General features: G+C 63.4%; 22 protein-coding genes and 2 tRNA genes. 12 read left to right on the top strand and 12 right to left on the bottom strand.

What is annotated here, in order from left to right; all coding sequences use genetic code 11:
* Positions 1–82 precede the first annotated feature (82 nt).
* A complete protein-coding gene (locus tag MUN81_RS00530) occupies positions 83–1,288 on the bottom strand; it encodes an acetyl-CoA C-acyltransferase (protein ID WP_245114464.1) in 1,206 nt (401 codons plus the stop codon).
* Positions 1,289–1,377: 89 nt separating this feature from the next.
* On the opposite strand from MUN81_RS00530, the gene MUN81_RS00525 reads away from it, so the two are divergent.
* Positions 1,378–1,848 (top strand): DUF4293 family protein, encoded by a 471-nt coding sequence (locus tag MUN81_RS00525; protein ID WP_245114463.1) that lies wholly within the window; start codon positions 1,378–1,380, stop codon positions 1,846–1,848.
* 79 nt (positions 1,849–1,927) lie between these two features.
* Here MUN81_RS00525 and MUN81_RS00520 read toward each other — a convergent pair whose 3' ends face one another.
* The 5 genes from MUN81_RS00520 to MUN81_RS00500 form a co-directional block, all read right to left on the bottom strand.
* A complete protein-coding gene (locus MUN81_RS00520; RefSeq protein WP_245114462.1) occupies positions 1,928–2,824 on the bottom strand; it encodes a DUF4476 domain-containing protein in 897 nt (298 codons plus the stop codon).
* A gap of 226 nt (positions 2,825–3,050) precedes the next feature.
* Complete coding sequence (locus MUN81_RS00515) at positions 3,051–4,973, bottom strand: OmpA family protein (RefSeq protein WP_245114461.1); 1,923 nt, start codon at positions 4,971–4,973, stop codon at positions 3,051–3,053.
* Positions 4,974–5,097: 124 nt separating this feature from the next.
* The gene (locus MUN81_RS00510) at positions 5,098–5,583 is read right to left on the bottom strand and encodes a hypothetical protein (RefSeq protein WP_245114460.1); all 486 of its coding nucleotides are present in this window, start codon (positions 5,581–5,583) and stop codon (positions 5,098–5,100) included.
* Between the two features lie 213 nt (positions 5,584–5,796).
* Positions 5,797–6,648, bottom strand: a complete 852-nt coding sequence (locus MUN81_RS00505) for a (Fe-S)-binding protein (protein ID WP_245117436.1) — start codon at positions 6,646–6,648, stop codon at positions 5,797–5,799.
* A gap of 176 nt (positions 6,649–6,824) precedes the next feature.
* Positions 6,825–8,207 carry a 4Fe-4S dicluster domain-containing protein gene (locus tag MUN81_RS00500; protein WP_245114459.1) on the bottom strand — a complete coding sequence of 461 codons (1,383 nt, stop codon included), beginning with the start codon at positions 8,205–8,207 and terminating at the stop codon, positions 6,825–6,827.
* A 172-nt stretch (positions 8,208–8,379) separates the two neighbouring features.
* Between MUN81_RS00500 and MUN81_RS00495 the strand changes: the two genes are divergently transcribed.
* Positions 8,380–8,452 (top strand) — tRNA-Phe (locus MUN81_RS00495).
* 43 nt (positions 8,453–8,495) lie between these two features.
* On the opposite strand, the gene MUN81_RS00490 is transcribed toward MUN81_RS00495, so the two are convergent.
* Positions 8,496–8,972 carry a cupin domain-containing protein gene (locus MUN81_RS00490; RefSeq protein ID WP_245114458.1) on the bottom strand — a complete coding sequence of 159 codons (477 nt, stop codon included), beginning with the start codon at positions 8,970–8,972 and terminating at the stop codon, positions 8,496–8,498.
* 176 nt (positions 8,973–9,148) lie between these two features.
* The gene (locus tag MUN81_RS00485; RefSeq protein WP_245114457.1) at positions 9,149–11,590 is read right to left on the bottom strand and encodes a TonB-dependent receptor; all 2,442 of its coding nucleotides are present in this window, start codon (positions 11,588–11,590) and stop codon (positions 9,149–9,151) included.
* 250 nt (positions 11,591–11,840) lie between these two features.
* On the opposite strand from MUN81_RS00485, the gene MUN81_RS00480 reads away from it, so the two are divergent.
* On the top strand, positions 11,841–12,404 hold the full coding sequence (locus MUN81_RS00480; protein WP_245114456.1) for a fasciclin domain-containing protein: 564 nt from the start codon (positions 11,841–11,843) through the stop codon (positions 12,402–12,404).
* 389 nt (positions 12,405–12,793) lie between these two features.
* Here the strand turns inward: MUN81_RS00480 and MUN81_RS00475 are convergent, their stop codons facing one another.
* Positions 12,794–13,933 (bottom strand): DnaJ domain-containing protein, encoded by a 1,140-nt coding sequence (locus tag MUN81_RS00475; RefSeq protein ID WP_245114455.1) that lies wholly within the window; start codon positions 13,931–13,933, stop codon positions 12,794–12,796.
* A gap of 148 nt (positions 13,934–14,081) precedes the next feature.
* Here MUN81_RS00475 and MUN81_RS00470 point away from each other — a divergent pair, with 148 nt between their 5' ends.
* Genes MUN81_RS00470 through MUN81_RS00460 form a run of 3 tightly spaced genes read left to right on the top strand, consistent with a single transcriptional unit; the run spans position 14,082 to position 16,119 of the window.
* Positions 14,082–14,459, top strand: a complete 378-nt coding sequence (locus MUN81_RS00470; protein ID WP_245114454.1) for a phage holin family protein — start codon at positions 14,082–14,084, stop codon at positions 14,457–14,459.
* A gap of 6 nt (positions 14,460–14,465) precedes the next feature.
* The gene (locus MUN81_RS00465) at positions 14,466–15,374 is read left to right on the top strand and encodes a hypothetical protein (RefSeq protein WP_245114453.1); all 909 of its coding nucleotides are present in this window, start codon (positions 14,466–14,468) and stop codon (positions 15,372–15,374) included.
* Positions 15,346–16,119 carry a geranylgeranylglyceryl/heptaprenylglyceryl phosphate synthase gene (locus MUN81_RS00460; RefSeq protein ID WP_245114452.1) on the top strand — a complete coding sequence of 258 codons (774 nt, stop codon included), beginning with the start codon at positions 15,346–15,348 and terminating at the stop codon, positions 16,117–16,119. The genes MUN81_RS00465 and MUN81_RS00460 overlap by 29 nt, the downstream gene beginning before the upstream one ends.
* 259 nt (positions 16,120–16,378) lie before the next feature.
* Here MUN81_RS00460 and MUN81_RS00455 read toward each other — a convergent pair.
* Positions 16,379–16,451: transfer RNA gene (locus MUN81_RS00455), tRNA-Thr, on the bottom strand.
* Between the two features lie 138 nt (positions 16,452–16,589).
* Here MUN81_RS00455 and MUN81_RS00450 point away from each other — a divergent pair.
* The 4 genes from MUN81_RS00450 to MUN81_RS00435 all read left to right on the top strand — a co-directional run bounded on the left by MUN81_RS00450 (position 16,590) and on the right by MUN81_RS00435 (position 21,074).
* Positions 16,590–17,027 (top strand): hypothetical protein, encoded by a 438-nt coding sequence (locus tag MUN81_RS00450; RefSeq protein WP_245114451.1) that lies wholly within the window; start codon positions 16,590–16,592, stop codon positions 17,025–17,027.
* 94 nt (positions 17,028–17,121) lie between these two features.
* Complete coding sequence (locus MUN81_RS00445; protein ID WP_245114450.1) at positions 17,122–17,379, top strand: DUF4834 family protein; 258 nt, start codon at positions 17,122–17,124, stop codon at positions 17,377–17,379.
* Positions 17,380–17,539: 160 nt separating this feature from the next.
* Positions 17,540–20,074, top strand: a complete 2,535-nt coding sequence (locus MUN81_RS00440) for a YfhO family protein (protein WP_245114449.1) — start codon at positions 17,540–17,542, stop codon at positions 20,072–20,074.
* Positions 20,075–20,153: 79 nt separating this feature from the next.
* A complete protein-coding gene (locus tag MUN81_RS00435) occupies positions 20,154–21,074 on the top strand; it encodes a pyridoxal-phosphate dependent enzyme (protein WP_245114448.1) in 921 nt (306 codons plus the stop codon).
* Positions 21,075–21,144: 70 nt separating this feature from the next.
* Here MUN81_RS00435 and MUN81_RS00430 read toward each other — a convergent pair whose 3' ends face one another.
* The gene (locus tag MUN81_RS00430; protein ID WP_245114447.1) at positions 21,145–22,326 is read right to left on the bottom strand and encodes a hypothetical protein; all 1,182 of its coding nucleotides are present in this window, start codon (positions 22,324–22,326) and stop codon (positions 21,145–21,147) included.
* A gap of 64 nt (positions 22,327–22,390) precedes the next feature.
* On the opposite strand from MUN81_RS00430, the gene MUN81_RS00425 reads away from it, so the two are divergent.
* Positions 22,391–23,026: a DUF4230 domain-containing protein gene (locus MUN81_RS00425; RefSeq protein ID WP_245114446.1), complete on the top strand. Its 636-nt coding sequence runs from the start codon at positions 22,391–22,393 to the stop codon at positions 23,024–23,026.
* Positions 23,027–23,178: 152 nt separating this feature from the next.
* Here MUN81_RS00425 and MUN81_RS00420 read toward each other — a convergent pair whose 3' ends face one another.
* Positions 23,179–23,685, bottom strand: a complete 507-nt coding sequence (locus MUN81_RS00420) for a regulatory protein RecX (protein WP_245114445.1) — start codon at positions 23,683–23,685, stop codon at positions 23,179–23,181.
* Positions 23,686–23,828: 143 nt separating this feature from the next.
* Here MUN81_RS00420 and MUN81_RS00415 point away from each other — a divergent pair, with 143 nt between their 5' ends.
* Complete coding sequence (locus MUN81_RS00415) at positions 23,829–24,716, top strand: DMT family transporter (protein WP_348533180.1); 888 nt, start codon at positions 23,829–23,831, stop codon at positions 24,714–24,716.
* Positions 24,717–24,754 lie beyond the last annotated feature (38 nt).

Raw genomic sequence — 24,754 nt, 5'->3', positions numbered from 1 at the left:
AATGCAGAATGGGGAATGAGAAGGATTGTCCGGTCAGACAATCCTTCTCATTCCCCATTCTGCGTCAAGCTCAACAGCTGGTTTACATCTTCTCGTAAATCACGGCCGCCCCCTGGCCCACGCCCACGCACATGGTGGCCAGGCCGTAGCGCATGCCTTCGCCGCGGCGGTGCATCTCGTGCAGCAGCGTGGCCGTGATGCGGGCGCCGGAGCTGCCCAGCGGGTGGCCCATGGCAATGCTGCCGCCGTTCACGTTCACCTTGGCGGGGTCCAGGCCCAGTTCGCGGATGCAGGCAATGCTCTGGGCCGCGAAGGCCTCGTTGAGCTCAATCAGGTCGATGTCGGCCAGCGTGAGGCCGGCGCGCTCCAGCACCTTCTGGGTGGCCGGAATGGGGCCCAGGCCCATCACCGCCGGGTCGACGCCCGCCACGGCCGAGGCCACCACCCGCGCCAGGGGCTTGAGGCTGTAGCGCTGCAGGGCGTCTTCGCTCACCAGCAGCACCGCCGCCGCGCCGTCGTTGATGCCGGCCGAGTTGCCGGCCGTCACGGTGCCGCCCTCGGGCTGGAAGGCGGGCTTGAGGGTGGCCAGCTTTTCCAGCGAGGAAAAGCGCGGCTGCTCGTCCACGTCAAATAGCGCCGTGTCGCCCTTGGGCTGCGGAATAAACACCGGCACAATCTCCTTGCGGAAGCGGCCTTTTTCCAGGGCCCGCGCATACTTGCGCTGGCTCTCGAAGGCAAAGGCGTCCTGCTCTTCGCGGGTGATGCCGAACTGCTGGGCCACGTTCTCGGCCGTCTGGCCCATGGCGAAGGGGTAGTGCAGCTTGCTCAGCTTGGGGTTGATGAAGCGCCAGCCCAGGGTGGTGTCGTGGGCCGTGAGCTCGCGCCCGAAGGCCGATTCCGACTTGGCCATCACAAACGGGGCGCGGGTCATGCTCTCGGCCCCGCCCGCCAGGTACACGTCGCCCTCGCCGCACTTGATGGCGCGGGCCGCGTCCATGATGCTTTGCAGGCCCGAGGCGCAGAGGCGGTTCACGGTGTTGCCGGGCACCGTGATGGGCAGGCCGGCCAGCAGCGCGGCCATGCGGGCCACGTTGCGGTTGTCTTCGCCGGCCTGGTTGGCGGCGCCGATGATGACGTCCTCCACGGCATTCTTATCAACGGAAGGATTGCGGCGCATGAGCTCCCGGAGCACGTGGGCGGCCAAATCATCGGGGCGGACGCTGCTCAGAGCGCCGGCAAATTTTCCAATCGGGGTACGCACCGCGTCCACGACATAAGCAGTTGGCATTACAGGTAACAATAGCGGCGCAAGCGCCGGATGGGACTAAATTTGCGGCCCCGGCACTCGCCCGGACCTTTTTCTTTACTACAACAAAGATGATACAAAGAATCCAAAGCGTGTTTTTACTGTTGCTGGCCCTGGCCATGCTCAGCGTGTTGGCGTTGCCGCTGTGGCACAAAGTCGACGGCCTCACCCATCAGGAGCTCACGCTCACGGCCTTTGGCTTCCAGGCCCAGGGCCTGCAGCTGCCCGCCACCGGCCCCGTGTGGCTGATTGGCGCGCTGGCCGCCGCTTCGGCCGCCCTGGCCGGCTACGAGATTTTTCAGTTTAAGAGCCGCGCCAAGCAGCTGCTGCTGGGTTCGCTCAACCTGCTGCTCATCGTGGCCACGCTGGGTGCCATGTTCTATTTCTCCAACAAAGGCGAGCAGCTCCTCAACCTCAAGCTCGAAGGGCAGTTCCTGGCCGGGTTCTACCTGCCCACGCTGGCGCTGCTGCTCAACCTGCTGGCCAACCGCTTCATCCGCCGCGACGAGCAGCTCGTGCGCAGCATGGACCGCCTGCGCTAAACCGCCCGCAACTCACGCAAAAAGGCCGCTGTGGTTACCACAGCGGCCTTTTTTTTTACTGCTGATTCGGAAGAGGCACCTAGCGCTGCGGCACCGTGCCAATGGCCTGCTGCACTTCCTGCACGCTGGCATCGAAGTCGAAGGCGTCATATACACGGTAGAAGTTTTGCTGGTCAGCCACGTGCGAATAAGCGTACTTGGCAAACTCCACCCGCGAGGCTTCAAACTCGAAGCTGCGCAGCAGGCGCTTCAAATCGTCGGCCTGAATGCTGCTTTGGGCCAGCGCTTCCTTGGCCGTGCTCAGCTTGCTGGCCTCAAACGGCCGCTGCTTCACCGACTGCATGATGGCGTCGACGTCCTGCGAGGGCAGCACACGGTAGCTGCTGCTGGCGCTGCCGGGGTAGTAGCCTCCGCCGCCGTTGCTCGGGCCGTTCGGGCCATTGTTGTAGCCGCCATTGGGGTCGTAGCCGTTCGGATAGCTGCTGCCGCCGCTGGGGTAGTTATTGCCATTGCCGTAGCCGTTGGGGTCGTAGGGCGTGGGGCTGTTGTAGGCCCCATTGGCGCCGCTGTAGCCGGGGCCGTAGTAGCCGTCGTTGCGGTAGCCGTGGCCGCCGTAGCCGGGGCCGTACAGCGCCACCGCGCCCACCTGCCGCAGGTCGAGGGGGCGGCCGGGCCGGGCTATCAGCACAAACGAGGTTTCGAGGCCGGGCTGCAGCCACACGCGGCTGCGGAAGCGCACCACGCGGCCGTAGCCGGCGGGCAGCGTGAAGTCGGCCCAGTGCTGGCCGGGGGCCAGGCGGTCGACGTGCACCTGCCGGGCGCCGCCGCGCGTCACCAGGCGGCCGTCCAGCACCAGGTCGAACGGCACGCCGCGCTCCGAGGCAAAGTTGACGTTGGCCGGCGCGGGCGGATAGGCCAGGGCAGGAGCCACCGCCGAAAAGAAGCTGGCAATGGCGAGGAGTAGGAGCTTTTTCATGGCGTTTGCAGAAAAGAGTCCGCTGTGAAATCGGCGGGTACTTTCGCTATTTTCAAAAGGTGTGCCATGTTGATTCAGTAAGGAGAAGCGAGTATTGAGAAATGAGAATTGTTAGCTTGTCTCATCTCTTAATACTCGCTTTTTCCTACTGAAAACCCACAAAAAAGCCCCCGCAACCAAGGCTGCGGGGGCTTTTTTGTGGGTTTTCAGTAGGAAAAAGCGGAGCTTACTTCGCTATTCGCGTCACCTTGAATTCGGTGCGGCGATTGCGCTGGTACTCGGCTTCGGTCTTGGCATTCGGCACTACCGGGCGGGTTTCGCCGTAGCCTTTGGCCGTAATGCGCGACTTGGCAATACCCTTGCTCACGATGTAGGCCACAGCCGCATCAGCACGCTGCTGCGACAGCTTCATGTTGTAAGCGTCTTTGCCGCGCGAGTCGGTGTGCGAGCTCAGCTCGATGCTGATTTTGGGGTTGTCCACCAGCGTCTGCACCAGGGTGTCGAGGCGGATGGCGGCATCCGGACGGATGTTGTACTTGTTGTAATCGTAGAAAATGTCCTTAACCTCGATGGCTTTGGCCAGAATGATTTTGTTCAGCGTCAGGGTGACGGGCAGCTGAACGTCGTTTGTGAGGTTGGGCAGGGCATCCTGGCTGGGCTTGCGGCCCACGGTGCTCAGCGAAGTGCGGGCGGTGAAGTCACCGGCGCGCTCGGCGCGGAAGGTGTAGTTGCTCACCGAGTCCAGCTTCAGGCTGAATTTGCCGGCGGCGTCGCTGGTCAGGGTCTGGGGCTGGCCGTTGGGGCCGGTCACGGTCACGGTAGCGCCGGCCACGGGCAGGGTGGTGTTGGCTTTGTCGTCGCGCTCCAGCACGGTGCCGTCGGCGTAGAAGGTCACCAGCTTGAGCGGCTTCTTCTTGAACATGTACTCATCGTCCGAACCCTTGCCACCGGCGCGGTTCGAGCTGAACAGGCCCATGTCATTGGCCATCGGCACCGGGGCGAAGTCGTCGCCGGTGCTGTTCACGTCGGCGCCGAGGTTCACGGCCTGGCCGCCTTTCACCATGAACAAGTCGAGCTTGCCCAGGCCGGGGCGTCCGTCCGACGCGAAGTACAGCGTGCCGTCGGGGGCCACGCCGGGGAAGTTGTCGTTGCCGGCGGTGTTGATGCTTTCGCCCAGGTTTTCGGCCGGCGAGAAGCGGCCGTTCGGGCCGAGGGTGGCTTTGTAGAGGTCGTTGCCGCCCTGGCCGCCCTTGCGGCTCGAAGCAAAGTACAGCGTGGTGCCGTCGGGCGCGAACGCCGGCGAGAAGTCGTCGGCCGTGCGGTCGTTGATGTTGGCGAGCACGGGCTCGCTCCAGGTGCCGGCTTTGTTGTAGGAAATCCAGAGGTCGACGCTCAGGTAGCCTTTTTTGCTGCCGTCGTTCGAGCGGGCAAACACCATCGTCTTGCCGTCGGGCGTGAAGGTGGCGCTGGCCTCGTGCTTGTTCTCGGAGTTGAAGGGGCCTTCCAGCTTGCGCACGGTACCGCCGCTCATGGCTGCAGCGTTGTCAAACTTGATGGCGTAGAGGTCCTGGAAGTTCTCGCCGTTGCCGAGGTACTTCTTGCCGTCGCGGCCCGAGGTGAACACGAAGTCACCACCCGGGCCCATCATCGTGCCGCCAAAGTCGGAACCTGCCGAGTTCAGCGCGTCCACCGGCATCACATCGTACTTGTTTTTTACACCGGCCACGGCTTTGCTGGCGGTCACGTTCTTGGCTTCGGTTTCGGCGCGGGCGGCCAGCGTGCGGTTGCCGCCGCTGCTGGCGTAGCTGCTGAACTGGGCCGCGGCCTCATCGTATTTGCCGTTGGCGCGCAGGGCTTCGGCATAGCGGAAGCCGGCGTCGGCGTTTTTCACCCCACCGTCGAGGGCTGCTTTGTAGAAGGGCTCGGCCAACTCCACCCGGTTCGACAGGCGGTAGGCTTCGCCGATGCGGAAATTCGAGATGGCCGCATTTTTGCCTTTGGCCACATCGGCCTGGTACAGCGGAATCGCCAGCTCGTACTGTCCGCGGGCAAACTGCTTGTCGCCCTTACTCATGGCGCCGCTGCTGGCACAGCTGTTAAGCAATGCCGTAGAACCAGCCGCAGCGCAGATTAATACTAGTTTCCTCATAGGTGGTGTGGTGGAGGGGTGGTGAGGGAGAAGGAGCCGGAAAATTTTCCCGACTAGGCATTTTTGGGTTAGCAATAATACTACGTTTAGGTAGGATTCGCGCAAGACGCTGATTTTTTTCTTCCTAAGCGAAGTAGCGCGCCAGCCAGGTTTGGCCCGCCGGACGGGGCCAGCTAGCGTCCAACTCGCCCTTTGTGGCCACCGTGTTGTCGAAATAAAACGTGTCGGGTCCTATCGTGCCGCCCGCCACCGCAGCCTTTATCTCGTTGTGCTTTACTAAATAAATTTCGCCATCCTGCATAAATGCCAGCCGGGATTTGTCCAGCAGCTGCACGCCCAGCTGCTGCTCAAGCTGCGCCACGAAGCGCACCGACGCATCGATGGAGCACCCGCTGGCGCCGGCCACTTCTTCGTCGAGCCCGATGACCAGAAAATGCTGGTGCAGCACTTCGGCCGAAGCCAGCAGGCTGCGGCCGTGGCTGGTCCATTCTTCCGAGAAACGAGCCAGGTTGGGCAACAGGGCCACCGTTTCCGGCCCCGCCAGCGGCCGGCTGGCCTGGTAAATCCATATCCGCGCCGTGGGCGCAAGCTGGTCGAACGAAACGTACATGAGGTGGTTGGGCCGTGGGGTGAGGGAAGGAATCGGCAAGTCGGGCCGAAGGCCAGCCCGCGGTAGGCGGCACCAGCCCTTCGGCCCGACAAAAATGCCGCATAAAAATTGCGCCGCCGCCCCGGTGAAGGAGCGGCGGCGCAAAGTTGGCCAAATTTAGCAGCCTGCGGCCTATAGTCCGGCCACTTCAGCCAGTTAAAGCCACCGCTGAGGTTAGGCGTTGATGCCTTCGGCGGAAGCCACGAGCTCGGCTAGGTCGAACACCTGCACGGCGTTTTCCTGCTCTTTATTCTTCACGCCGTCGCTCATCATCGTCATGCAGAACGGGCAGCCCACGGCGATGATGCTGCCCTGCAGGCTGTGCTGGCTGGGGGCATCGGTTTCGGTTTCCACGCCGCCCAGGTTCTGCAGGGCCGCGGCGGCGCCGCTCAGGGTGGCCAAGGCTTCCTCCGTGCGTTCGATGTTGATGTCTTTTTTGCCGGGCTCGGGCTCTTTCCACATCTGGGCGCCGCCGGCGCCGCAGCACAGGCCGTTGGCGCGGCTGCGCTTCATCTCCACCAGGTCGGCGTCGAGGGCGGCCAGCACCTCGCGCGGGGCTTCGTAAATATTGTTGGCGCGGCCCAGGTAGCAGCTGTCGTGGAAGGTGATGCGGCGGCCCTTGAAGCTTTCGCCGCCTGTCACACCCACCTTGCCCTCGTTGATGAGCTGCTGCAGATAGGTGCTGTGGTGAATGACCTCGTAGTCGCCGCCCAGCGCCGGGTATTCGTTCTTAATGGTGTTGAAGCAGTGGGGGCAGGCCGTCACGATTTTTTTGATGCCGTATCCGTTCATCGTCGTGATGTTCTGCATGGCCTGCATCTGAAACAGGAACTCGTTGCCGGCGCGCTTGGCGGGGTCGCCGGTGCAGCTTTCTTCCAGGCCCAGCACGGCGTATTTCACGCCCACGTGGTCGAGGATGCGCACGAAGGCGCGGGTCACGCGCTTGTACCGGTCATCGAACGCGCCGGCGCAGCCCACCCAAAACAGGATTTCGGGCGACTCGTTGCGGGCCGCCAAATCGGCCATGACGGGAACGGTGATTTGCTTTTTGGAAGGAGCTTCGGGAGTCATAACGGGATAGTTGGAACGTCCGTGCGAACGTCATGCAGAGCGCAGCGAAGCATCTCGCGTGCTGTAACTAATTCAATCGGTTGGATTGCGTTGCGCGGGCAAGATGCTTCGCTGCGCTCTGCATGACGTTCTTATTTCTCTGCCGCAAACAAGTCATCGGCCCAGTTGAACCGGTCCGACGGCGAGAAAGCCCACGGCGCACCGTTGTTTTCGATGTTGGAGAACATCACGTTGAGCGAGTTTGGCGCGGCTGACTCTTCCAGCACCAGGAAGCGGCGCATCTCGATAATGCTTTCCAGCGGGTTGATGTTCACGGGGCAGCTTTCCACGCAGGCATTGCAGGTGGTGCAGGCCCACAGCTCCTCGGGCGTCACTTTGCCGCGCAGCAGGGTGGCCTCCATCAGGTCGGTCACGGGCTCGTGCTTGGCTTCGGGGCCGTACTGGTTGGGGCGGAAAATGAGCGGCGACTCGTATTTCTCCTCCATCCGGTCGCGCGTGTCCATGATGATTTTGCGCGGCGACAGCAGCTTGCCCGTCAGGTTGGCGGGGCACACCGAGGTGCAGCGGCCGCACTCCGTGCAGGAGTAGGCGTTCATCAGGTTGGTCCAGGGCAGGTCTTCCACATCCTTGGCGCCGAAGCTCGTGGGCACCAGGGCCGAGCCATCGGGCGCGGTGGGGGCGGGCGGCACCACGTAGCTGGGGTCCATCATGGCCTTCACCTCGTGGGTGATGCTTTCCACGTTCGAAAACTGGCCCTGCGGCACCAGCCGCGAGTACCACACGTTCGGGAACGAGATGATGATGTGAAAGTGCTTGGAGCTGGGCAGGTAGTTGAGAAACAGGAAGATGCCCGTAATGTGCGCCCACCAGCCAATGCGCTCCAGCACGTGCAGCGTGCTGGCATCGGTGGGGAGCAAGCCCACCAGCAGGTTGCTGATGGGGAAGGTGCCCGGCATTTCCTCGCCCAACATCTGGTGCATTTTGAGGTCGGCGGTGTTCATAAAGAACAGGGCCACCATCAGGATGACTTCGATGTAGAGAATGACGTTGGCGTCGAGTTTGGGCCAGGCGCGCAGCTCCACGCCGGTGAAGCGCTTCACCGGCTGGCTGCGGTTGCGGCGCCACCAGAAAGCGGCCACGGCAATAATCACCAGCGCGGCCAGGATTTCGTTGGTAGCCATCAGCACGTCGTAGACCGGGCCGAGGAACTTGAGGGAGCGGTGGAAGCCGAAAATGTTGCCGAACAGGCCGTCGATGACGATTTCAATCACCTCAATGTTAATCACCAGGAAGCCCACGTACACCACTAGGTGCAGCAGGGCGGGGGTGAGGCGTTTGAACATTTTCTGCTGCCCGAAGGCCACCAGCATCATTTTGCGGAACCGCTCGGCGGGGTGCCCGCTCATGTCGCGCTCGCGCCCGACGTGGATGTTGGCCCAGATTTTTCGCACCTGCCAGGCAAACAGGCCGAACGCGGCCACCAGCAGCAATAGGAAGAGAATAGATTGCAACATGCGGTAAAGGTAAGGAGGCGGGAACGTTTGCGGCCGCAATATACTCGGCATGCCGAATACTTTTTGAATGCTTGTTCAGGCCCCCACACTTTTTTTACTCATTCCCTTGCGTCATTGTTTTGGTTTCGTACCTTTGCGGTCCCCAAAGCGCTTTTCGGAGCAGCGGGGAAACGGCAACATAGCTCAGTTGGTAGAGCACAGCACTGAAAATGCTGGTGTCGTTGGTTCGATTCCAACTGTTGCCACAAGAGAGCCCGTTCCTGATTCAGGAACGGGCTTTTTTTGTGTTTAAGTGAACTGCGTCACCACATCGGCCAGATGAGGAAACTCGCGGGTTAGCGCCGTGCGGTCGGCCAGCTCGAAGTCTAGAAAATCGAAGTCGGGGGCCACGGTGCAGCTCACCAAGGCATAGCCTACGCCCTGCGGCAGGTGGGCCGCAAACCACGTATTGGCGGGAATGACGGCTTGGGGCACCGCACCAGCAGCAAAATCGCTGCCGAGCACGATGCGGGCGGGCTGGCCGTCCGTCAGCACAATGATTTCGAGCGGCTGGCCCTGATGAAAGAACCACAGCTCATCCGATTTGATGCGGTGAAAATGAGACTTGTCCTGGTTTTCGAGCAGGTAGTAGATGGCGGTGCTTATGTTGCGGGTTTGCTCCTCAGGCGTGGCGAGGGTAGACATCGCCCGATAGGTTTCCCGGTAATAGCCGCCTTCGGGATGGGGCAATAAGTGTAAGTGGCGGATGATGTGCTGGGCAGACATGGCAAGTGGCAAAGTGTGAGAATAAAAGCCCGCAGCTTAATCGCCGGAAGCGAAAATGAAAGGTAGTGGGCTTGACGCGCCGCTTTGCACATAGCCGCCGGTATGAGAAGCGAACTGTGCGTTTCTTCTGCAAACAGAAAACATCCTCGTCGTTCTCAGGCTTTTTTTAAGCCGCATTAAAACTCCACAATGAAGCCAATGGTGGGCACCACCAGCGCGTCGCTGTCGGGCAGCAGGATGGGTACGGCGTTGCTGCCGTCGGGGCGCAAGGGCTGGCCGTCGGTGGTGACGTAGCCGGAGTTGTCGGGCAGGCGGTCGAAGGTGTAGGTGGGCACGGAGACGGGCTTGGCCAGCAGGGCATTCTGCACATCGATGTAGAAATCGAAGCTCAGGCGGCGCAGGCTTACTTTTTTGTCGAGGCGCAGGTCGAGCTGCTGAAAGCCGCCCAAGCGGCGGGTGTTGAGCTGGCTGTAGTCGAGAATGCCGGTGCCCACGGCCTGGTAGCTGGCGCGGCTGGCGGCTTCGTCGTAGGGCGTGTAGGGGGCGCCGCCGCCCACGCGGTACTTGGCGCCCAGCTCCCAACCGCGGCCCAGCTGGTAGCCCAGCAGCGCCGAGCCCAGGAAACGGGTGTCCCAGGCCGTGGGCTTGTACAGGCCATCAACCCCCGAAAACTCGGAGCGGAAGCCCGTGGCCGACACGATGGCGAACAGCTTGCCGCTGAGCTTTTGCTGGAAAAACGCTTCGATGCCGTAGGCGCGGCCTTGGCCGGTGCTCGTCACGGCTTCGTTGCCGATGGCGTTGAAGTCGCCGCCCAGATTGGCCAGGCTGATGCCGTTGCGGACGGACACGGGGTAGTGGTCGTATTTCTTGTAAAAGCCCTCCAGTGTGAAGCGCGTGGCCTTGCCGGGCAGCCATTCCAGCCCGGCCACGGCGTGGTCGGAGCGGATGTAGCGGCTGTCGGAGTTCACGCGGGCGCCGTTGGGCGCGCGGTAGCCGAGGATGGTGCTGGGCGGAATCTTGAAATAGCGGCCCAGCGAGGCGTTCAGATTGAGCGTGGGCAGCAGGGCGTAGCTCAGCGAAGCCCGGGGCGAGAGGGTGCGGTCGAGCCGGTAGCCTTCGGTGAGGGCGGTGGTGCCGTCGGTGCGAATGCCGGCCGACACCGTGAGGCGGCTTTCGGCACCGTAGGTGCGCGTGGCCTGCACAAAAGCTCCGTAGCGCACAAAGTCCAGGTCGGTGTTGAAGCGCACCGTCACGGCCGGGCTGATGAGTTGGCCGCTGGCGTCGCGCACTTCGGAGCGCAGGCGTTGGGTGAGGTTGTTGGAGTAGTTCTGCACCTGCACCACGCCGCCGTAGCTGTATTGCCAGCGACCCACGCGCTTGTTCACGTCGGCGCGCAGCTTGTTTTCGATTTCGCCGCTGCGGGCGCCCAGCTTGCGGCGGCTTTCGTCGCCCTCGTAGCCGTATTCGAAGGCGTTGGCGTCGTTCCAGAGCTGGGTGCGGCTCAGGGCCACGTTCACGAAGCCGTTGGGCACGAGGTGGCGCAGGTTCAGGCCCACGGTGTAATTCCACTGGTCGATGGTGGGGTTGGAGCGCAGCACGTACTCTTTGGAAGGCGTGCTTTTCTTGGGCGGCACAATCTCGAAGTGGTCGATGGCGCCCAGCCCCAGGCTCGTCAGCGTGGTTTTCTCCGAAATCTTGGTGGTGGTTTTAAACTGAAAGTCGTAGAAATCGGGCCGGATAGGCAGGTCAATCAGCTTGAATAACAGCTGCAGATACGAGCGCCGGGCCGAAGCCAGAAACGTGGTGTTCTTCGTGAGCGGGCCTTCCAGCGTGGCCGCCACCTCGGTGCCCGAGGTGCGCAGGTTGCCCTGAATGCGTTCGGAGTTGCCGTCGCGCTGCCGAAACTGCAGCACCGAGCTCAGCGCATTGTCGTAGCGCGCCTGAAAGGCCGAGCTGCTCAAGGTCACGTCCTCAATGAAGCTCACGTTGAGAATGCCGGCCGGGCCGCCGGCGCTGCCCTGCGTGGGAAAGTGGTTGATGACCGGCACTTCGATGCCGTCGAGGTAGTACACGTTTTCGTTGGGCGCGCCGCCCCGGATGATGATGTCGTTGCGGAAGCCCGCCGTGCCGCCGCTGCCCCCGCCGCCCACGCCGGGCAGGCTCTGCACCACGCGCGAAATGTCGAAGTTGCCGCCCGGGTTGCTCTTGATTTCCTCCGTGGTGAGGCGCTGCACGCTCAGCGGCGTTTCGGCCGTGGCCACCCGAATGGCGCGGTTGGCCGTCACGGTCACCTCGCCCAGGGCCTGGGGCACGGTGTTGAGCTCCAGGTTGAGGGTGTTCACGTTGCCCGAGCTCAGGGCGATGTTGGAGCGCACCAGCGGGTCGTAGCCCACGAAGGTGGCGCGCAGGTTGTAGGCACCGGCCGGCACGCCCGTGAGGCGGTAGCGGCCCTCGGCGTCGGTGGTGGTGCCAAATTCGGTGCCTTCCAGGGTGATGCTCACGCCGGGCAGGGCCTCCTGGGTAGCGCGGTCGCGCACGGTGCCGGCCACGGTACTGGGGTTTTGGGCAAGGCTGCGCAGGGAAACAAGCAGCAACAGCAGCAGGGTAACGATTCTCATGCAGCAGGAAGTAGCAAGCTGGACAAATGTTTTGTTGAAGAACGTGCCGGTTTGACGGCAGCGCCGTCAGGCCGGTTGTCGTCAGCACGGTACGGCCGCCCGGCCGCCAGCAACCATTCCGCCGATGGCTTCATCGGCGAGCCGGCGCAAGGGCGGGTTTCAAGAAAAAATACAGTCGGGGCAATCCGCTGGCCCAACCGGCGGCGTAGGTGGGTCATAATCTTCAATAACTCATCATTTCTTTATTCCGATGAAAAAGACTTTGTTTTCGCTCGCTTTCGTTGCCCTGTTTAGTATTGGTGCTACCACTACGGTTTCGGCCCAGGCCACCAAAACGGTGATGGTGGGCGGTGCGCCCATGTACCCCACGAAGAACATCGTGGAAAACGCCGTTAACTCGAAAGACCACACCACCCTGGTGGCCGCCGTGAAAGCCGCCGGCTTGGTAGAAACCCTGCAAAGCGCCGGTCCTTTCACCGTGTTTGCGCCCACCAACGAAGCTTTCAACAAGCTGCCCGCCGGCACCGTGGAAACCCTGGTGAAGCCTGAGAACAAGGCGACCCTCACCAAAATCCTGACCTACCACGTGGTGGCCGGCCGCATGACCGCCGCCGACCTGATGAAGGCCATTAAAGCCGGCAAAGGCAAGGCGACCCTCAAAACCGTGCAGGGCGGCACCCTGACCGCCATGATGAAAGGCAAAACCATTGAGCTGAAGGACGAAAAAGGCGGCGTGTCGACCGTGACCATCGCCGACGTGCTGCAAAGCAACGGCGTGATTCACGTGGTGAACACCGTGCTGATGCCCAACTAGTTCTTCGGAACCAGCAGACTTGAAAAACCGTCGTGGGCCGAGGCCCGCGGCGGTTTTTTTGCATGAGGCACCCGCCGGTTCGTTCGCGCTGCGGCCCCGGCGTCTCAAAATTTCGGCCGCCGGGCCACGCAAAAGCGGTGAGGTGTAGTATCTTGCTCTCACGATGAGTGGCGCGTACTACGGTGCGCAAGCGCAATTCGGGCAATAAGGCCAGCACTTCGGCGTATAGCCAGGTGCGGGGTGGCGGCAGCACTCCCCCGGGCCTTACGTGCTGCTGCCTGCAACAGCTTCCGTCGTCTTTCTGAGCTTTAAACAAACGCAAAAACCGCCCCTGGCTCTGTGCCAGGGGCGGTTTTTGCGTTTGATGTAGTGCCGGTGCAGTCAGTTGCTTAGCGACACTCGGCCTCGGCGGTGCGGGCGTATTCGTAGCCCAGGCGCACGGCGCGGCGGTAAAACTCGCAGGCGGCGGTGGAGTCGCCGGTGTGGGCGGCCAGGCGGCCCAGCAAAAAATGCGTGCGTCCATCGGTGGGCCGTGCCTGCAGCACATGGAAATAGTCGGCGCGGGCGGCGGCGTAGCGGCCCAGGGCCGCAAGCGCCACGCCGCGCACCTGCACAAACTGCCACGGCGGCCCGGCCCCCGTGCGCTGGCGCTGCGCCAGTCCCTGGGTGAGGTCGGCCACGGCCTTTTCGGGCTGGTTGAGGTCAAGCAGGCGGGCCTTGCCCCGGGCCAGGTAGGCCGCGCTCAAGGTCGAGTCGAGCGCGAGGGCGCGGTTGAAGCTGAGCTCGGCGGCGGCGGGGCGGCCCAGGGCGGTTTCGCAGCGGCCCAGGCGGTAGAGCACGTCGGCGGCCACGCGGCGCGGCGGGTGTTGTAGCAAGGCCGCCTGGAAATCGGCGCGGGCGGCCTGGGGGTTGTGGTTGAGCAGCAACTCCAGCTCGCCGCGGCGGCGTAGGGCGGGGGCGTAGTCGGGCCGGAAGTGCAGGGTTTCTTCAAAAAAGGCGTGGGCCGCGGCGAAGTTGCCGTTGGCGTAGGCCCGCAGGCCGTCGTCGTAGTTGCGGTTGGCCGAAATGCGGTCCATCGTCACTTTCACGGCCAGCGAAAACAGCACCAGGCCCAGAATGAACAGCAGCGTGAGGCCCCAGTCGCGGGCATTGAAGCGCGGCTGCTGGCGCGGAATGCGCTGATAGTGCCGCTCGCGGCTGCCGGCGGGCGGGCGGGTACGCAGCGGCGCCGGCGGCGGCATGGGCACGCCGTACACGTGCTGCGAGGCGGGGCGGTACTGCTGCCGGCGCCGCTCTTCGTCGGCGCGGCGGGCGGCCTGCGCCAGCTGGAAGTCGTAGGTGGCGCGGCGGCCGGGGTCGCCCAGCACGCCGTAGGCCACGGCAACGGCCTTGAACTGGTCTTCGTACCGAACGTCGCCGCCGTGCTTGTCGGGGTGGTAGCGCACCACCAGCTGCCGGTAGGCCCGCTTGATGTCGGCGGCCGCGGCGGTGGGGGCTACTCCAAGAACTTGATAATGATTCTGACTCACGCTACGGCAGCAAACACAAACGACGGTACAAAAGTCAGCCACGCGCCGAAATTTTCCGTAGAACCGACGCAATCTGCCGGTCTGTTTATATAGAATGGCTGAGCTTTTTTGCCCTTTTCCCTTTCTTGCCACTCCATTTTCGCGCCGTATGGTCTCCGACGACGACACCTCCAAAACCCCTCGCAACGACAGCCTGATTGGCAACCTGACCGGCTACCTCGACACGCGCATCGACCTGGTTCGCCTCGAGATTCAGCAGAAGGTTTCCACGGCCCTGGTGGGCACCATTCACGGCGCCACGCTGGCCGTGCTGGGCATCTTTTTTCTCATTTTTCTGAGCGTATTTGCCGGGCTGGCCCTCAACGACGCCCTCGACAGCCCGTTCTGGGGCTTCGGGGTGGTGGCCGGCTTCTATCTGGTGCTGCTGGTGCTCGTGCTGGTGGGCGTCGACAAAGCGGCCTTCCAGGGCATTGCCAACAAGGCGATGAAAGACACCATTTACAAATCTGACAAACGCCAAGCCTAGCCTGCTATGAGTGACCTGCAAAATCCCCTGTTTGAAGAGGAAAAAGAATTTCTCGAACGCAAAAAGCTGGAGTACGAGCGCGCCCTGCGCGGCGACGTGGAGCACATCAAGGAGCAGTCGGTGAAGGTGGGCAAAGTGGCCGCCGTGGGCGTAGGCCTGGCCGGTGGCATCTGGCTCATCACGAAGGCCTTTGGCGGCAAGAAGAAAAAGAAGCACAATCCTTACGTAGAAGCGGAGGGCAAATACGAGTTCAACGGCGCCGAAGGCCACGGCTACGGCTTCGATACCCACGAGTTTGACCGCGACAGCGACCAGCCCGACTACGCCGACGAAACAGGCCCCGGCTACTACACCGCCGGCAACGGCAAGCGCTACCAAAGCAAGTTCTACCGCAAGTCGGCCGCTGACTCGGCGCGGGCTTTTGTGGAGCAGGACGAGTCTGAGCAGAGCCACGAGGCCGACGACCTGGGCTTTGGCGGCAAGCCGTCGGCCACCGATGCCAACGCCAGTGGCCAGCAGGACTCGTTCCGCGACACCGAAGAATTTGAGGACGACCCTTTCCAGGACCTGCCCTACGACGACAGCCGCCGCCTGCCCGCTTCGCACGCCTTTGATGATGACGAGGCCTTGGCTCCCGCGCCCAACAACGGCCGCACACGTTTCGTGGCCGACGTGCTGCAATCGTTCCTGAAGTCCGACACCGGTAAGGTATTGGTGGGCCAAGTGGCCGCCGTGGCCCTGGCTTTGGTGTCGAAAAAGGTGAGCGAGTTTTTGCCGTCCGCCAAAAATTCGGACGCTAGTTCCGACCTTGCGACTTCCGCGGGCTACGCGCCCGCCGAAACGGGGTTCGCCCCCGCCGCCTCGTCTGTCTCCCTAGATTCCCCGGATGCGTCCACCCACTCCCAGTCTTTATGATGCGTTGCGGACCCGTCAGCAGCACGGCCGCAAGGCGCTGGCCGTGCTGCTCGACCCCGATAACTTAGACGAAAGCAGCCTGTTGCACCTGCTGCGCTTGAGCGCGGTGCATCCGGTCGATTACTTTTTCGTGGGGGGCAGTCTGGTGCTGAGTGAGCACCAGGCTGCCCTCATTGCGTTGATTAAGGAGCACTCCACCGTGCCCGTGCTGCTCTTTCCCAGCCACAGTCTGCACCTCGACGGCCCGGCCGATGGCGTGCTGCTGCTCTCGCTGATTTCGGGCCGCAACCCCGATTTTCTCATTGGCCAGCACGTGGTGGCCGCGCCGCGCCTGCGCGCCAGCGGCTTGCAGCTGCTGCCCACCGGCTACATGCTAGTCGACTCGGGCCGGCAAACCACTGCCTCGTACATGAGCGGCACCACGCCGCTGCCGCACGACAAGCCCGGCATAGCCGCCTGCACGGCCCTGGCCGGCGAGCAGCTAGGCCTGAAATTGATGTACCTCGACGGGGGAAGCGGCGCCCAAAACCCGGTATCGGCCGCCATGATTGCGGCCGTGCGCGAAACCGTGAGCGCGCCCATCATCGTGGGTGGCGGCCTGAACACCGGCGAGAAAGTGTACGCCGCCTTGGCCGCCGGGGCCGACGTGGTGGTGGTGGGCAACCACATCGAAGCCAACCCCGAGTTTCTGGGCGAAGTGGCCGGCGTGGTGGCCTCGTTCAATAAAGTGACGCAGGAGCAATAGGGGCAGCTCTTATTTGTGCTGCCGCACGCCGCCTGCCGCTGCTGCAAAGAGGGTTCTTGTGCGCTGTTTGTGGCTGCTCCGCTTGCGGCCACGCTACCTGCGCCCCCAAGGCAGGCCCCGATTTGGTGCAACAATGTGACCGGCCGCAGCCAGTACACCACTTTCAACGTGGCAGTTGGAAAACGCATAGCACGGGAAGCAAAAAGCCCGAGAAACTGCTTTCTATAGAAGAAAAGCGGTTTCTCGGGCTTGCAAAGGGAGCCGATTATTGGACTCGAACCAACGACCTGCTCATTACGAATGAGCTGCTCTACCAACTGAGCTAAATCGGCTTGTGCCCGACCAACGGTTTTGGAAGGGAGTGCAAAGATAGGCAGCGCGCCGGAAGCCGTGCAACCGCCGCCCCAGAAAAATTTAGAAACCCCGCTACGCCCGCCGCGTTTGAAACGCAACTCCCCTTCCCGCTGCTTATGAAACTCCTGCCCTCCCTCGCCGCTGGCTTTGCCGGCGCCCTCGCCCTCACCGCCCTGCACGAAACCGTGCGCCGCCTGCGCCCCGAAGACGCCCCGCGCATGGACGTGCTGGGCATGCGCGGCTTGCGCAAGCTGCTGCGCAAAGCCGACGCGCCCCAGCCCGACCGCGATACCCTTTTCGACCTCACCATGGCCGGCGATATCCTCAGCAATGGCCTATACTACACCTTGGTGGGCAGCGGCAAGCATGCCCTGCGCCGTGGCCTGATGCTGGGCGCGGCGGCGGGCATTGGCGGCGTGGTGCTGCCCGGGCCGCTGGGCCTGGGCGAAGGCCCCAGCAACCGCACGCCCCAAACACAAGCCATGACCGTGGCCTGGTACACCGTGGGTGGCCTGGTGGCCGGGGCCGTGGCGCAGGCGCTGCGGAAACGTTAGCCGCCGCCCGGGCGTTGGGATAAAGCAAAGGCAGAGCTGGCGCGTCAGCCAGCGGTGCCCGTACTTTGCGACGGCCTCACCATCCTCAGCTATTATGCGCTTCTGGCTCATTTTCATTGTCATTTTTTTCGCGGTGCGCTACGTGCTGCCCATCGTGCTGCGCTGGGCGCTGAACAGTTTTGTGCGCAAGCAGATGCGTAATGGCGGCTTCGTGGTGCCGCCGCAGGCCGCGCCGCGCCAGGACCGGGAGCCCGGCCAGATTCACGTCGATTACGTGCCGCCCGCGGCCGCCAAGCAAAAGCCGAATGAGTTCAAGGGCGGCGAATACGTTGACTTTGAGGAAGTAAAGTAGGCGCGTGAGGTTTCGCAAGGTGAAAAGAGGTTTCGCGAGGTTTGATTCAACGTCAACCTCGCGAAACCTCTTTTCACCTTGCGAAACCTCGCGCGAGCGGCCTTCGCGGGGTTGTGCTGTACCTTCGGGCACGTTTTTGTGTTTCCTCAAATTTGCCCTGATGGCTGCTGTTGCTTCTGCTTCTTCTGTTTCGTCCGCGCCGTGGTGGCAGCGGGCTTTGCCGCATGTGCTGGCGGTGATGTTTTTCGCCCTGCTGGCCTGCGTGTACTTCTCGCCCATTGTGTTCGAGGGCAAGACCCTGGCCCAGCACGACATCACCCAGTTTCAGGGCGGTGCCCACGAGGCCCAGCAGTACGCCAAAACCATGGGCAAGGAAGCTCTGTGGACGAATTCCATGTTTTCGGGCATGCCCACCTACCTGGTCAGCCTGCACTTTCCGGGCGACTGGTCGGGCTACCTGCAAACGGCCCTGACGCTGGGCCTGCCCGCCGTGGTGGCCAACCTGTTTCTGGCGCTGCTCTGCGGCTACATTCTGCTGGTGGCGCTGGGCGTGCGGCCGCTGGTAGCCGTGGCGGGCGCCGTGGCGCTGGGCTTTTCGAGCTACAACCTGGCCATCCTGGCCGCCGGCCACAACACCAAGAGCCTGGCCCTGGCCTACGCGCCGCTGGTGCTGGGCGGCATCCTAGTCACGTACCGCCGCAATAAGTGGCTGGGCGCCGCCCTGTTTGCGGTGGCCCTCACGCTGAACGTGCACGTCAACCACCTGCAAATCACCTACTACCTGCTGCTGCTGGTGGCCATTTTCGCGGTCATCGAAGCCGTGGCCGCTTTCCGCGAAGGCCGTTTGCCCGATTTCCTGAAGCGCACCGCGCTGCTGGCGGTGGGCGCGGCGCTGGCCGTGGGCGTGAGCTTCGGCCGCCTCTACACCACCGCCGAGTACAGCAAATACAGCAACCGCGGCCCGAGCGAGCTGAAAACGCCCGCCCCCACGGCCCCCGGCCAGGCGCCGGCCGCTGCCGCCGAAGACGGTGGCACGGGCGTCGACCGCGACTACGCTTTTCAGTACAGCTACGGTGTGGGCGAAACCATTACCCTGCTGATTCCCAATTTCTACGGCGGGGCCAGCTCCATGCCGCTCGGCACCGATTCCAACCTCGGCCGCGCCGGGCTGCCGGCCGAATACCTGGGCGCGATGCCGACCTACTGGGGGCAGCAGAGCTACACGGCCGGCCCGGTGTACATGGGCGCGGTGGTGTGTTTCCTGTTCATTCTGGGCTTGTTTGTGGTGGAGAAGCGCACGCGCTACTGGCTGCTGGCCGGCACGGTGCTGTCCATTCTGCTGGCCTGGGGCAAGAACTTTGAGACGTTTAACTACCTGATTTTCGACATTCTGCCGGGCTACAACAAGTTCCGGGCCGTGAGCATGGCGCTGGTAATTGCGCAGCTGGCCATGCCCATTCTGGGCGCGCTGGCCTTGAGCCGGGTGTTGCGGCCGCGCGCCGTGGTGCCCGCGGCGGCGCCCGGCACGGCCGCCGCAGTAGCTCCGGAAACGGCGGCGCTGCTGCCGAAAGTGTTGTATGCCGGCGCCATCACGGCCGGCATCTGCGTGCTGGCTTACCTGGCCAGCTTCAGCTTCGATTTTGCCGCGCCCATCGACGGCGAGCTCACCAAGCAGGGCTTCACGCCGCAGCTGCTCACGGCCCTGCGCGCCGACCGCGCCGACCTGCTGCGCAACGACGTGTGGCGCGGCCTGCTCTTCATTGGGGCGGCGCTGGGCGTGCTGTATTTCTACCTGAAAGGCAAGCTGGCCATGATGCCGGCGGCCCTGGTGATGGTGGCCCTGGTGCTGCTCGACCTGTGGGGCGTGGACAAGCGCTACCTCGGCGAGAACAAGTTTCAGCGCGAAACCATCGCCGAAGAGTTTCAGCCCACGCCGGCCGACCAGCTCATCCTGCGCGACACCGACCTGAGCTACCGCGTGCTCAACGTGCAGAACCCCTTCAACGAAGCCCAGACGTCGTACTTCCACAAGAGCATCGGGGGCTACCACGGCGCCAAGCTGCGCCGCTACCAGGATTTGATTGAGCGCCAGATTTCGAACAACAACCAGCAGGTGCTCAACATGCTGAACACCCGCTACCTCATCACCGGCGACCCCAAGCAGCCGGTGCAGCGCAACCCCGGCGCCCTGGGCAACGCCTGGTTTGTGAGCAGCGTGAAAACCGTGAACAGCCCCGACGAGGAAATGGCGGCCCTCAGCACCCTCAGCCCCGCTACTGAGGCCGTGGTGGACGCCAGCAAATTCCCGCAGCAAAAAGCGGCCAGCTACGACATCACCGGCTCGACCATTGCCCTGGCCGGCTACAGCCCCGACGAGCTGAAATACCGCGCCAACGCCACCCACGACGGCGTGGTGGTATTCTCCGAAATCTATTACGCCGATGGCTGGCAGGCCTTCATCGACGGCAAGCCGGTGCCGCATTTCCGCGTCGACTACGTGCTGCGCGCCCTGCAGGTGCCGGCCGGCAACCACACCATCGAGTTCAGGTTTGAGCCCAAGTCTTACGCCGTGGGCAACACGGTGTCGCTGGTATCGAGCATCGTGCTGCTGCTGGCGCTGATTGGGGCCGGCGTGTACGTGGCCCGTCGCAAGCCCGACGCGGCCGACCCGGCATACGCCGCCCCGCTGGTGTAGCCTTAATGAGTTAAAAAAGAGACGGTCATGCTGCGCACGCGGCATGGCCGTTTTTATTTGAATCAATCGGAAACCGACCATGAGCCAACTGCTGCAGGAAATAAGCGACCCCGTGACCGTAGCCCGCGGCGTGCGCCTGCTGCTGTGGCGCGACGACCTGGTGCACCCCGACCTGCCCGGCAACAAAGCCCGCAAGCTCAAATACAACCTGCGGGCGGCGCGTGAGCAGGACCAGCACACGCTGCTGACGTTCGGCGGCGCCTATTCCAACCACCTGGCGGCCGTGGCCACGGCCGGGCGCCTGTTAGGGCTGCGCACCATTGGGCTGGTGCGGGGCGATGCGCCGGCGCCCGGCAGCGGCCCGGCCTCGCTCAACCCAACCCTGGTCCGGGCCACGGCCGACGGCATGGAGCTGCATTACCTCGACCGCAGCACCTACCGCCGCCGGGCCGAGCCACAATTCATCGCGGAGCTGCTGGGCCGGTTCGGCCCGGCCTACGTGCTGCCTGAGGGCGGCACGAATGCGTTGGCCCTGCCCGGCTGCGCCGAGCTGGTGGCCGAAATCAGGGCGCACACTGACTTTGATGCGCTGGCCGTGTCCTGCGGCACGGGCGGCACGCTGGCGGGCCTGCTCACGGGCCTAGCCGGGCAGCAGCAGGCCATTGGCGTAGCCGCGCTGAAGAACGGCGGTTTTCTGCAAGCGGAAATTGATGGTTTGACGCAGCAGACCAGCGGCCAGCGTTTCACGAATTATTCGCTGCAAACCGGCTACCACTTCGGTGGCTACGCCAAGTACTCGGCTGGTTTGTTGGAATTCATCCGAAGGTTTCGGGAGCAGCACGGGGTGCTGCTGGACCCTGTTTATACCGGCAAGCTGCTCTTTGGCGTGCTTGATATGATAGGGCGCGGGCAGTTTGCCCCGGGCAGCACGGTGGTCGCCATTCACACCGGCGGGCAGCAAGCCTGGGCCGGGTGGGAAGAGCGGTTCGGGAAACTGTAGAGACGCGTACTCTCGTCTCATCGTTGAACGAGGGGGACTGTGCCGTTCAGGTGTCGTTTCGGCGTTGTCCTTAATGCCGAGACGCGAAGTGTCGCGTCTCTACAGCCCGCCACAACTGCTCCAGCTCCAGCGCGGCCAGCACAAATACGGCGGTCAGCACCGGCGCCAGAAAGCGCACGTCCCAATCATCAACGGTGAGTGTGATGATGGCCGCCTGCAGCAGGAACACCGCGGCCAGAAACACCCGCACCGGGCGCCAGATGCTGGCCCGGCGGGTGGCGCGAGCGGCCAGCCAGTAGCCGGGCCACAGCACCAGCACCCCCAGCACCCGGTGCGGCAGTGAGTAGTGCGGCTTGAGGTAGCTCACAAATACAAACAGCTTGCCCAGCATCAGGCGCCCCAGGTACAGGGGGTTGTGGGCGGCGAAGTAGATTACCCGCATGGCCGGCCCAGTGCCGGGCGGGGGCATTTGCAGGGGGGCGGCCTGGCGCACGGCCCACAGCGGGGAACGGAAAATCAATTCGCCGCGCTGGTAGGTGTCCATGAGGTAGTAGGTGGCCAGCTGGTGGTTGAGGGCCCGCCACAGCAGCGGCGACAGCAGTACCAAGCCCAGCAGGACGGCGCGCCAGGCCCGGTGGTCGGGGCGCCGGCGCAGGGCGTCGAGGCCGGCTAGCCCGGCGGCCAGCGCCACCAGGAAGCCGTTGGGCCGGGCCAGTGCCGTGAGTATGAGCAGGACGAAGAAGCCGAGCCAGTCGCGCCTTGTGCCGAATTGCAGTCGGGTAAAAGCCCCAAATGACAGCGCCACTAGGCTGATAAATAAGGACTCAGTAAGCAAAAAGACGTTGAACTGCTGAATGTCGGGCCAGGCGATGAACAGGAAGGTGGCCAGCGCCGCCGCGCCCCAACGGCCTTGGGCCAACCGCCGAGTGCCGCGGTACACGGCCCGCGTGGCCAGCGCCGACACAATTATCTGGCCGGTCACGATGCCCCACCAACCGAGGCCCAGCCGCAGCCACAGGCTCTCGAACAGGGGATAGAGCACGTAGCGCAGGTTGTGGCCGGGCTCGAAGTAAAACCGCTCGGCAATATTGGCGGCGTAGGAGAGGTAGCGGCCGCTGTCGTTGGCGAAGTGGGGGCCGCGGAACTGCCACAGAAATCGCAGCTGCACCAGCACCCACAGCGCCGCCAGCAGCGCCCGGTGGTGCCGTTCCAGGCGCTGGCCCAGCAATTGAAAAAGTGAAAACGCGCGCATTGCCCGCAAAGCTAGGCCGCCGCCCGCCCCAACGCCGCCGAAGCCCAGCCGTACTTACCCACATATGAACCTTATCCGACTGTTTCGCCGCCTGCTGCCGCTGCTGTTTCTGGTGGCGCTGGGCTGGTTTCTCTGGAAAAAAGTGGGCCCCACCCTGGCCGGCCTCAACCCGCTGGCGGCCGACGAGCCGCGGGTTACTGTGACGCACAACACCGTGCTGACGCAGGTGGAAGCACTGGGCCGGCTGGAGCTGGTGCGCTACCGCTTCAAAGACGTGGTGGAGTACCGGCGCAAGGCCTACCGGTTTTTGCCCGACTCGAAAGTGGCCCTGGTGGTGGGCGGCGAGGCCGTGGGCTGCATCGACCTGCGCAAGCTCAAGCCCCAGGACGTGGTGCTCGAAGGCGACTCGGTGGTGCGCGTGGCCCTGCCCGCGCCGGAGCTGTGCACGTTCCAAATCAACCACAACCAAAGCCGCGTCTTCAGCACCGAAAACGGCCTTTTTCAGGATGCGCAGCTGGTGGACGAAGGCTACAAATACGCCGAGGCCCAGGTGCGCAACGCCGCCCTGCAGTCGGGTATCCTGGCCCAAACCCAGCGCAACGCCGAGCAGATTCTCGTGCCCATGCTGCGCACCCTCACCGGCCGCCGCGTGATACTAGGCCAGCAGATGGTGTTGCCCAAAGCGGGCCCGAAGCAGTAGCGGGCCGTGATAACTGACGAGAAAACAGAACGTCATGCTGAGCGCAGCCGAAGCATCTCTACCGCTTCGTTGCATTTGGCATTGATTACTTACACGGTAGAGATGCTTCGGCTGCGCTCAGCATGACGTTCTGTTTTCCTGTAGAGAAAACCTTATTCGTCGTCTTCCGGCGCCTTGCCCAGCTCGTCGAGGGCAATTTTTATCAGGTCTTGCTCGTAGCCTTTGCCCGTGAGGTACTGCGAGATTTTCATGCGGCGCACGCGCGGGTTCTTCTCTTTTTCCTGGCGGTCCTTTTTCTCCATAATCTCAACCAGGTTCTGGTAATACTCCTCGCCGTCAATCTCCTTCATGCCCGACTTGATGCAGTACTCGCTGATGCCCTTCTGCTTGAGCTCCTGCATAATGCGGCGGCGGCCCCACTTCTTCTGGCGGTAGTGGCCGCGCACGAAGGCCTGGGCAAAACGCTCTTCGTCCAGCAGCTTTTCGCGGCCCAGGCGGATGATGATTTCGCCGGCTTCGTCCTCGTCGAGGCCGTAGGAGCGCAGCTTCTGCTCCACCTCTTTCTGGGTGCGTTCCTGGTAGGCGCAAAAGGCGGCAATTTTTTGCAGGGCTTCGCCGGGCGTGTATTGCTTGGGCGCTTTGTCGGGGTTTTTGAACATGAATACCGATGAACAGTTAGCAGGTAGCGGCGCGAGGCTTCTCGGCCGGGCCCGCAGGTTTCTACCTAACATCCTTCCGCAAAGTTCGTTTCCCACTCGTCGCGCTTCCCGTCGTTTCATTGGCCAGTAAATTTTCTCCCGGCGTGCGGCTTATGCTGCTGAGCACCTTGCTGTTTGCGGGCATGAATGCCTGCGTGAAGCAACTGCACCACCTGCCGGCGCTTGAAATCATTTTCTTTCGCTCGCTCTTTTCCATCGTGGCCAGCTACGTGGCGTTGCGGCGGTTGGGCGTGGCGCCGTTTGGCCACAGCCGCGCCTTGCTTATCAGCCGGGGCAGCACGGGCGCGCTGGCGCTCATGTGCTACTTCGCCTCGCTACAGCACCTGCCGCTGGCCACGGCGGTCACGGTGCAGTACCTGGCTCCCATCTGCACGGCTGTGCTGGGCATCTGGCTGGTGCGCGAGCCCGTGCGGCCCTGGCAATGGCTGTTTTTCGGGCTGAGCTTTGGCGGGGTGCTGCTGGTGGGGCAGGGCAGCCCGACGGCGGCCAATGCCACGGCGGGCAGCGCCTGGCCGTATCTGGCGGTGGGCCTGCTGAGCGCCCTGATATCGGGCCTGAGCTACAACGCCATCCGCACCTTGCGCGGGCGCGAGCACCCGGTGGTTATCGTGTTCTACCTGCCCCTGATTTCGCTGCCGCTCACGGCCGTGGCCTGCCTGTTTCAGTGGCGCACCCCGCAGGGAGCCGACTGGCTCTGGCTGCTGGCCTGCGGGGCCTTCACCCAGGCCGCCCAGGTGGCCATGACGCGGGCTTACCAGCTGGAACGCCTCAGCCGGGTGGCGCCGCTCAATTACCTCGGCATTCTCTACGCACTGGGGCTGGGCTATTGGCTGTTCGGCGAAAGCTTCGGGCCGCTGGCTTACGCGGGCATAGCGCTGGTGCTGGTGGGCGTGGGGCTGAATGCCTGGTACACGGGCCGGCAGCTGCTTGCTGCCGCCGTGCCGGCGCCGGCTGAGGAGGCGGTGGCTTGAGGCGGGGCCAACTGCCCCGCCAAGCAACCTTCGGCGCG

Source organism: Hymenobacter sp. 5317J-9, from assembly GCF_022921075.1.
Classification (GTDB): Bacteria; Bacteroidota; Bacteroidia; order Cytophagales; family Hymenobacteraceae; genus Hymenobacter.
This window is presented reverse-complemented; position numbering and strand designations above follow the sequence as displayed.

What these genes read in the sequence shown, in the direction of transcription:
- MUN81_RS00435 (WP_245114448.1), top strand. Translation starts at nt 20,154, where the DNA reads ATGAGCCAACTGCTGCAGGAAATAAGCGACCCCGTGACCGTAGCCCGC.
- MUN81_RS00445 (WP_245114450.1), top strand. Translation starts at nt 17,122, where the DNA reads ATGCGCTTCTGGCTCATTTTCATTGTCATTTTTTTCGCGGTGCGCTAC.
- MUN81_RS00420 (WP_245114445.1), bottom strand. Translation starts at nt 23,685, where the DNA reads ATGTTCAAAAACCCCGACAAAGCGCCCAAGCAATACACGCCCGGCGAA.
- MUN81_RS00525 (WP_245114463.1), top strand. Translation starts at nt 1,378, where the DNA reads ATGATACAAAGAATCCAAAGCGTGTTTTTACTGTTGCTGGCCCTGGCC.
- MUN81_RS00460 (WP_245114452.1), top strand. Translation starts at nt 15,346, where the DNA reads ATGCGTCCACCCACTCCCAGTCTTTATGATGCGTTGCGGACCCGTCAG.
- MUN81_RS00440 (WP_245114449.1), top strand. Translation starts at nt 17,540, where the DNA reads ATGGCTGCTGTTGCTTCTGCTTCTTCTGTTTCGTCCGCGCCGTGGTGG.
- MUN81_RS00505 (WP_245117436.1), bottom strand. Translation starts at nt 6,648, where the DNA reads ATGGCCGATTTGGCGGCCCGCAACGAGTCGCCCGAAATCCTGTTTTGG.
- MUN81_RS00515 (WP_245114461.1), bottom strand. Translation starts at nt 4,973, where the DNA reads ATGAGGAAACTAGTATTAATCTGCGCTGCGGCTGGTTCTACGGCATTG.
- MUN81_RS00490 (WP_245114458.1), bottom strand. Translation starts at nt 8,972, where the DNA reads ATGTCTGCCCAGCACATCATCCGCCACTTACACTTATTGCCCCATCCC.
- MUN81_RS00465 (WP_245114453.1), top strand. Translation starts at nt 14,466, where the DNA reads ATGAGTGACCTGCAAAATCCCCTGTTTGAAGAGGAAAAAGAATTTCTC.
- MUN81_RS00480 (WP_245114456.1), top strand. Translation starts at nt 11,841, where the DNA reads ATGAAAAAGACTTTGTTTTCGCTCGCTTTCGTTGCCCTGTTTAGTATT.
- MUN81_RS00485 (WP_245114457.1), bottom strand. Translation starts at nt 11,590, where the DNA reads ATGAGAATCGTTACCCTGCTGCTGTTGCTGCTTGTTTCCCTGCGCAGC.
- MUN81_RS00450 (WP_245114451.1), top strand. Translation starts at nt 16,590, where the DNA reads ATGAAACTCCTGCCCTCCCTCGCCGCTGGCTTTGCCGGCGCCCTCGCC.
- MUN81_RS00510 (WP_245114460.1), bottom strand. Translation starts at nt 5,583, where the DNA reads ATGTACGTTTCGTTCGACCAGCTTGCGCCCACGGCGCGGATATGGATT.
- MUN81_RS00470 (WP_245114454.1), top strand. Translation starts at nt 14,082, where the DNA reads ATGGTCTCCGACGACGACACCTCCAAAACCCCTCGCAACGACAGCCTG.
- MUN81_RS00430 (WP_245114447.1), bottom strand. Translation starts at nt 22,326, where the DNA reads ATGCGCGCGTTTTCACTTTTTCAATTGCTGGGCCAGCGCCTGGAACGG.
- MUN81_RS00500 (WP_245114459.1), bottom strand. Translation starts at nt 8,207, where the DNA reads ATGTTGCAATCTATTCTCTTCCTATTGCTGCTGGTGGCCGCGTTCGGC.
- MUN81_RS00425 (WP_245114446.1), top strand. Translation starts at nt 22,391, where the DNA reads ATGAACCTTATCCGACTGTTTCGCCGCCTGCTGCCGCTGCTGTTTCTG.
- MUN81_RS00530 (WP_245114464.1), bottom strand. Translation starts at nt 1,288, where the DNA reads ATGCCAACTGCTTATGTCGTGGACGCGGTGCGTACCCCGATTGGAAAA.
- MUN81_RS00520 (WP_245114462.1), bottom strand. Translation starts at nt 2,824, where the DNA reads ATGAAAAAGCTCCTACTCCTCGCCATTGCCAGCTTCTTTTCGGCGGTG.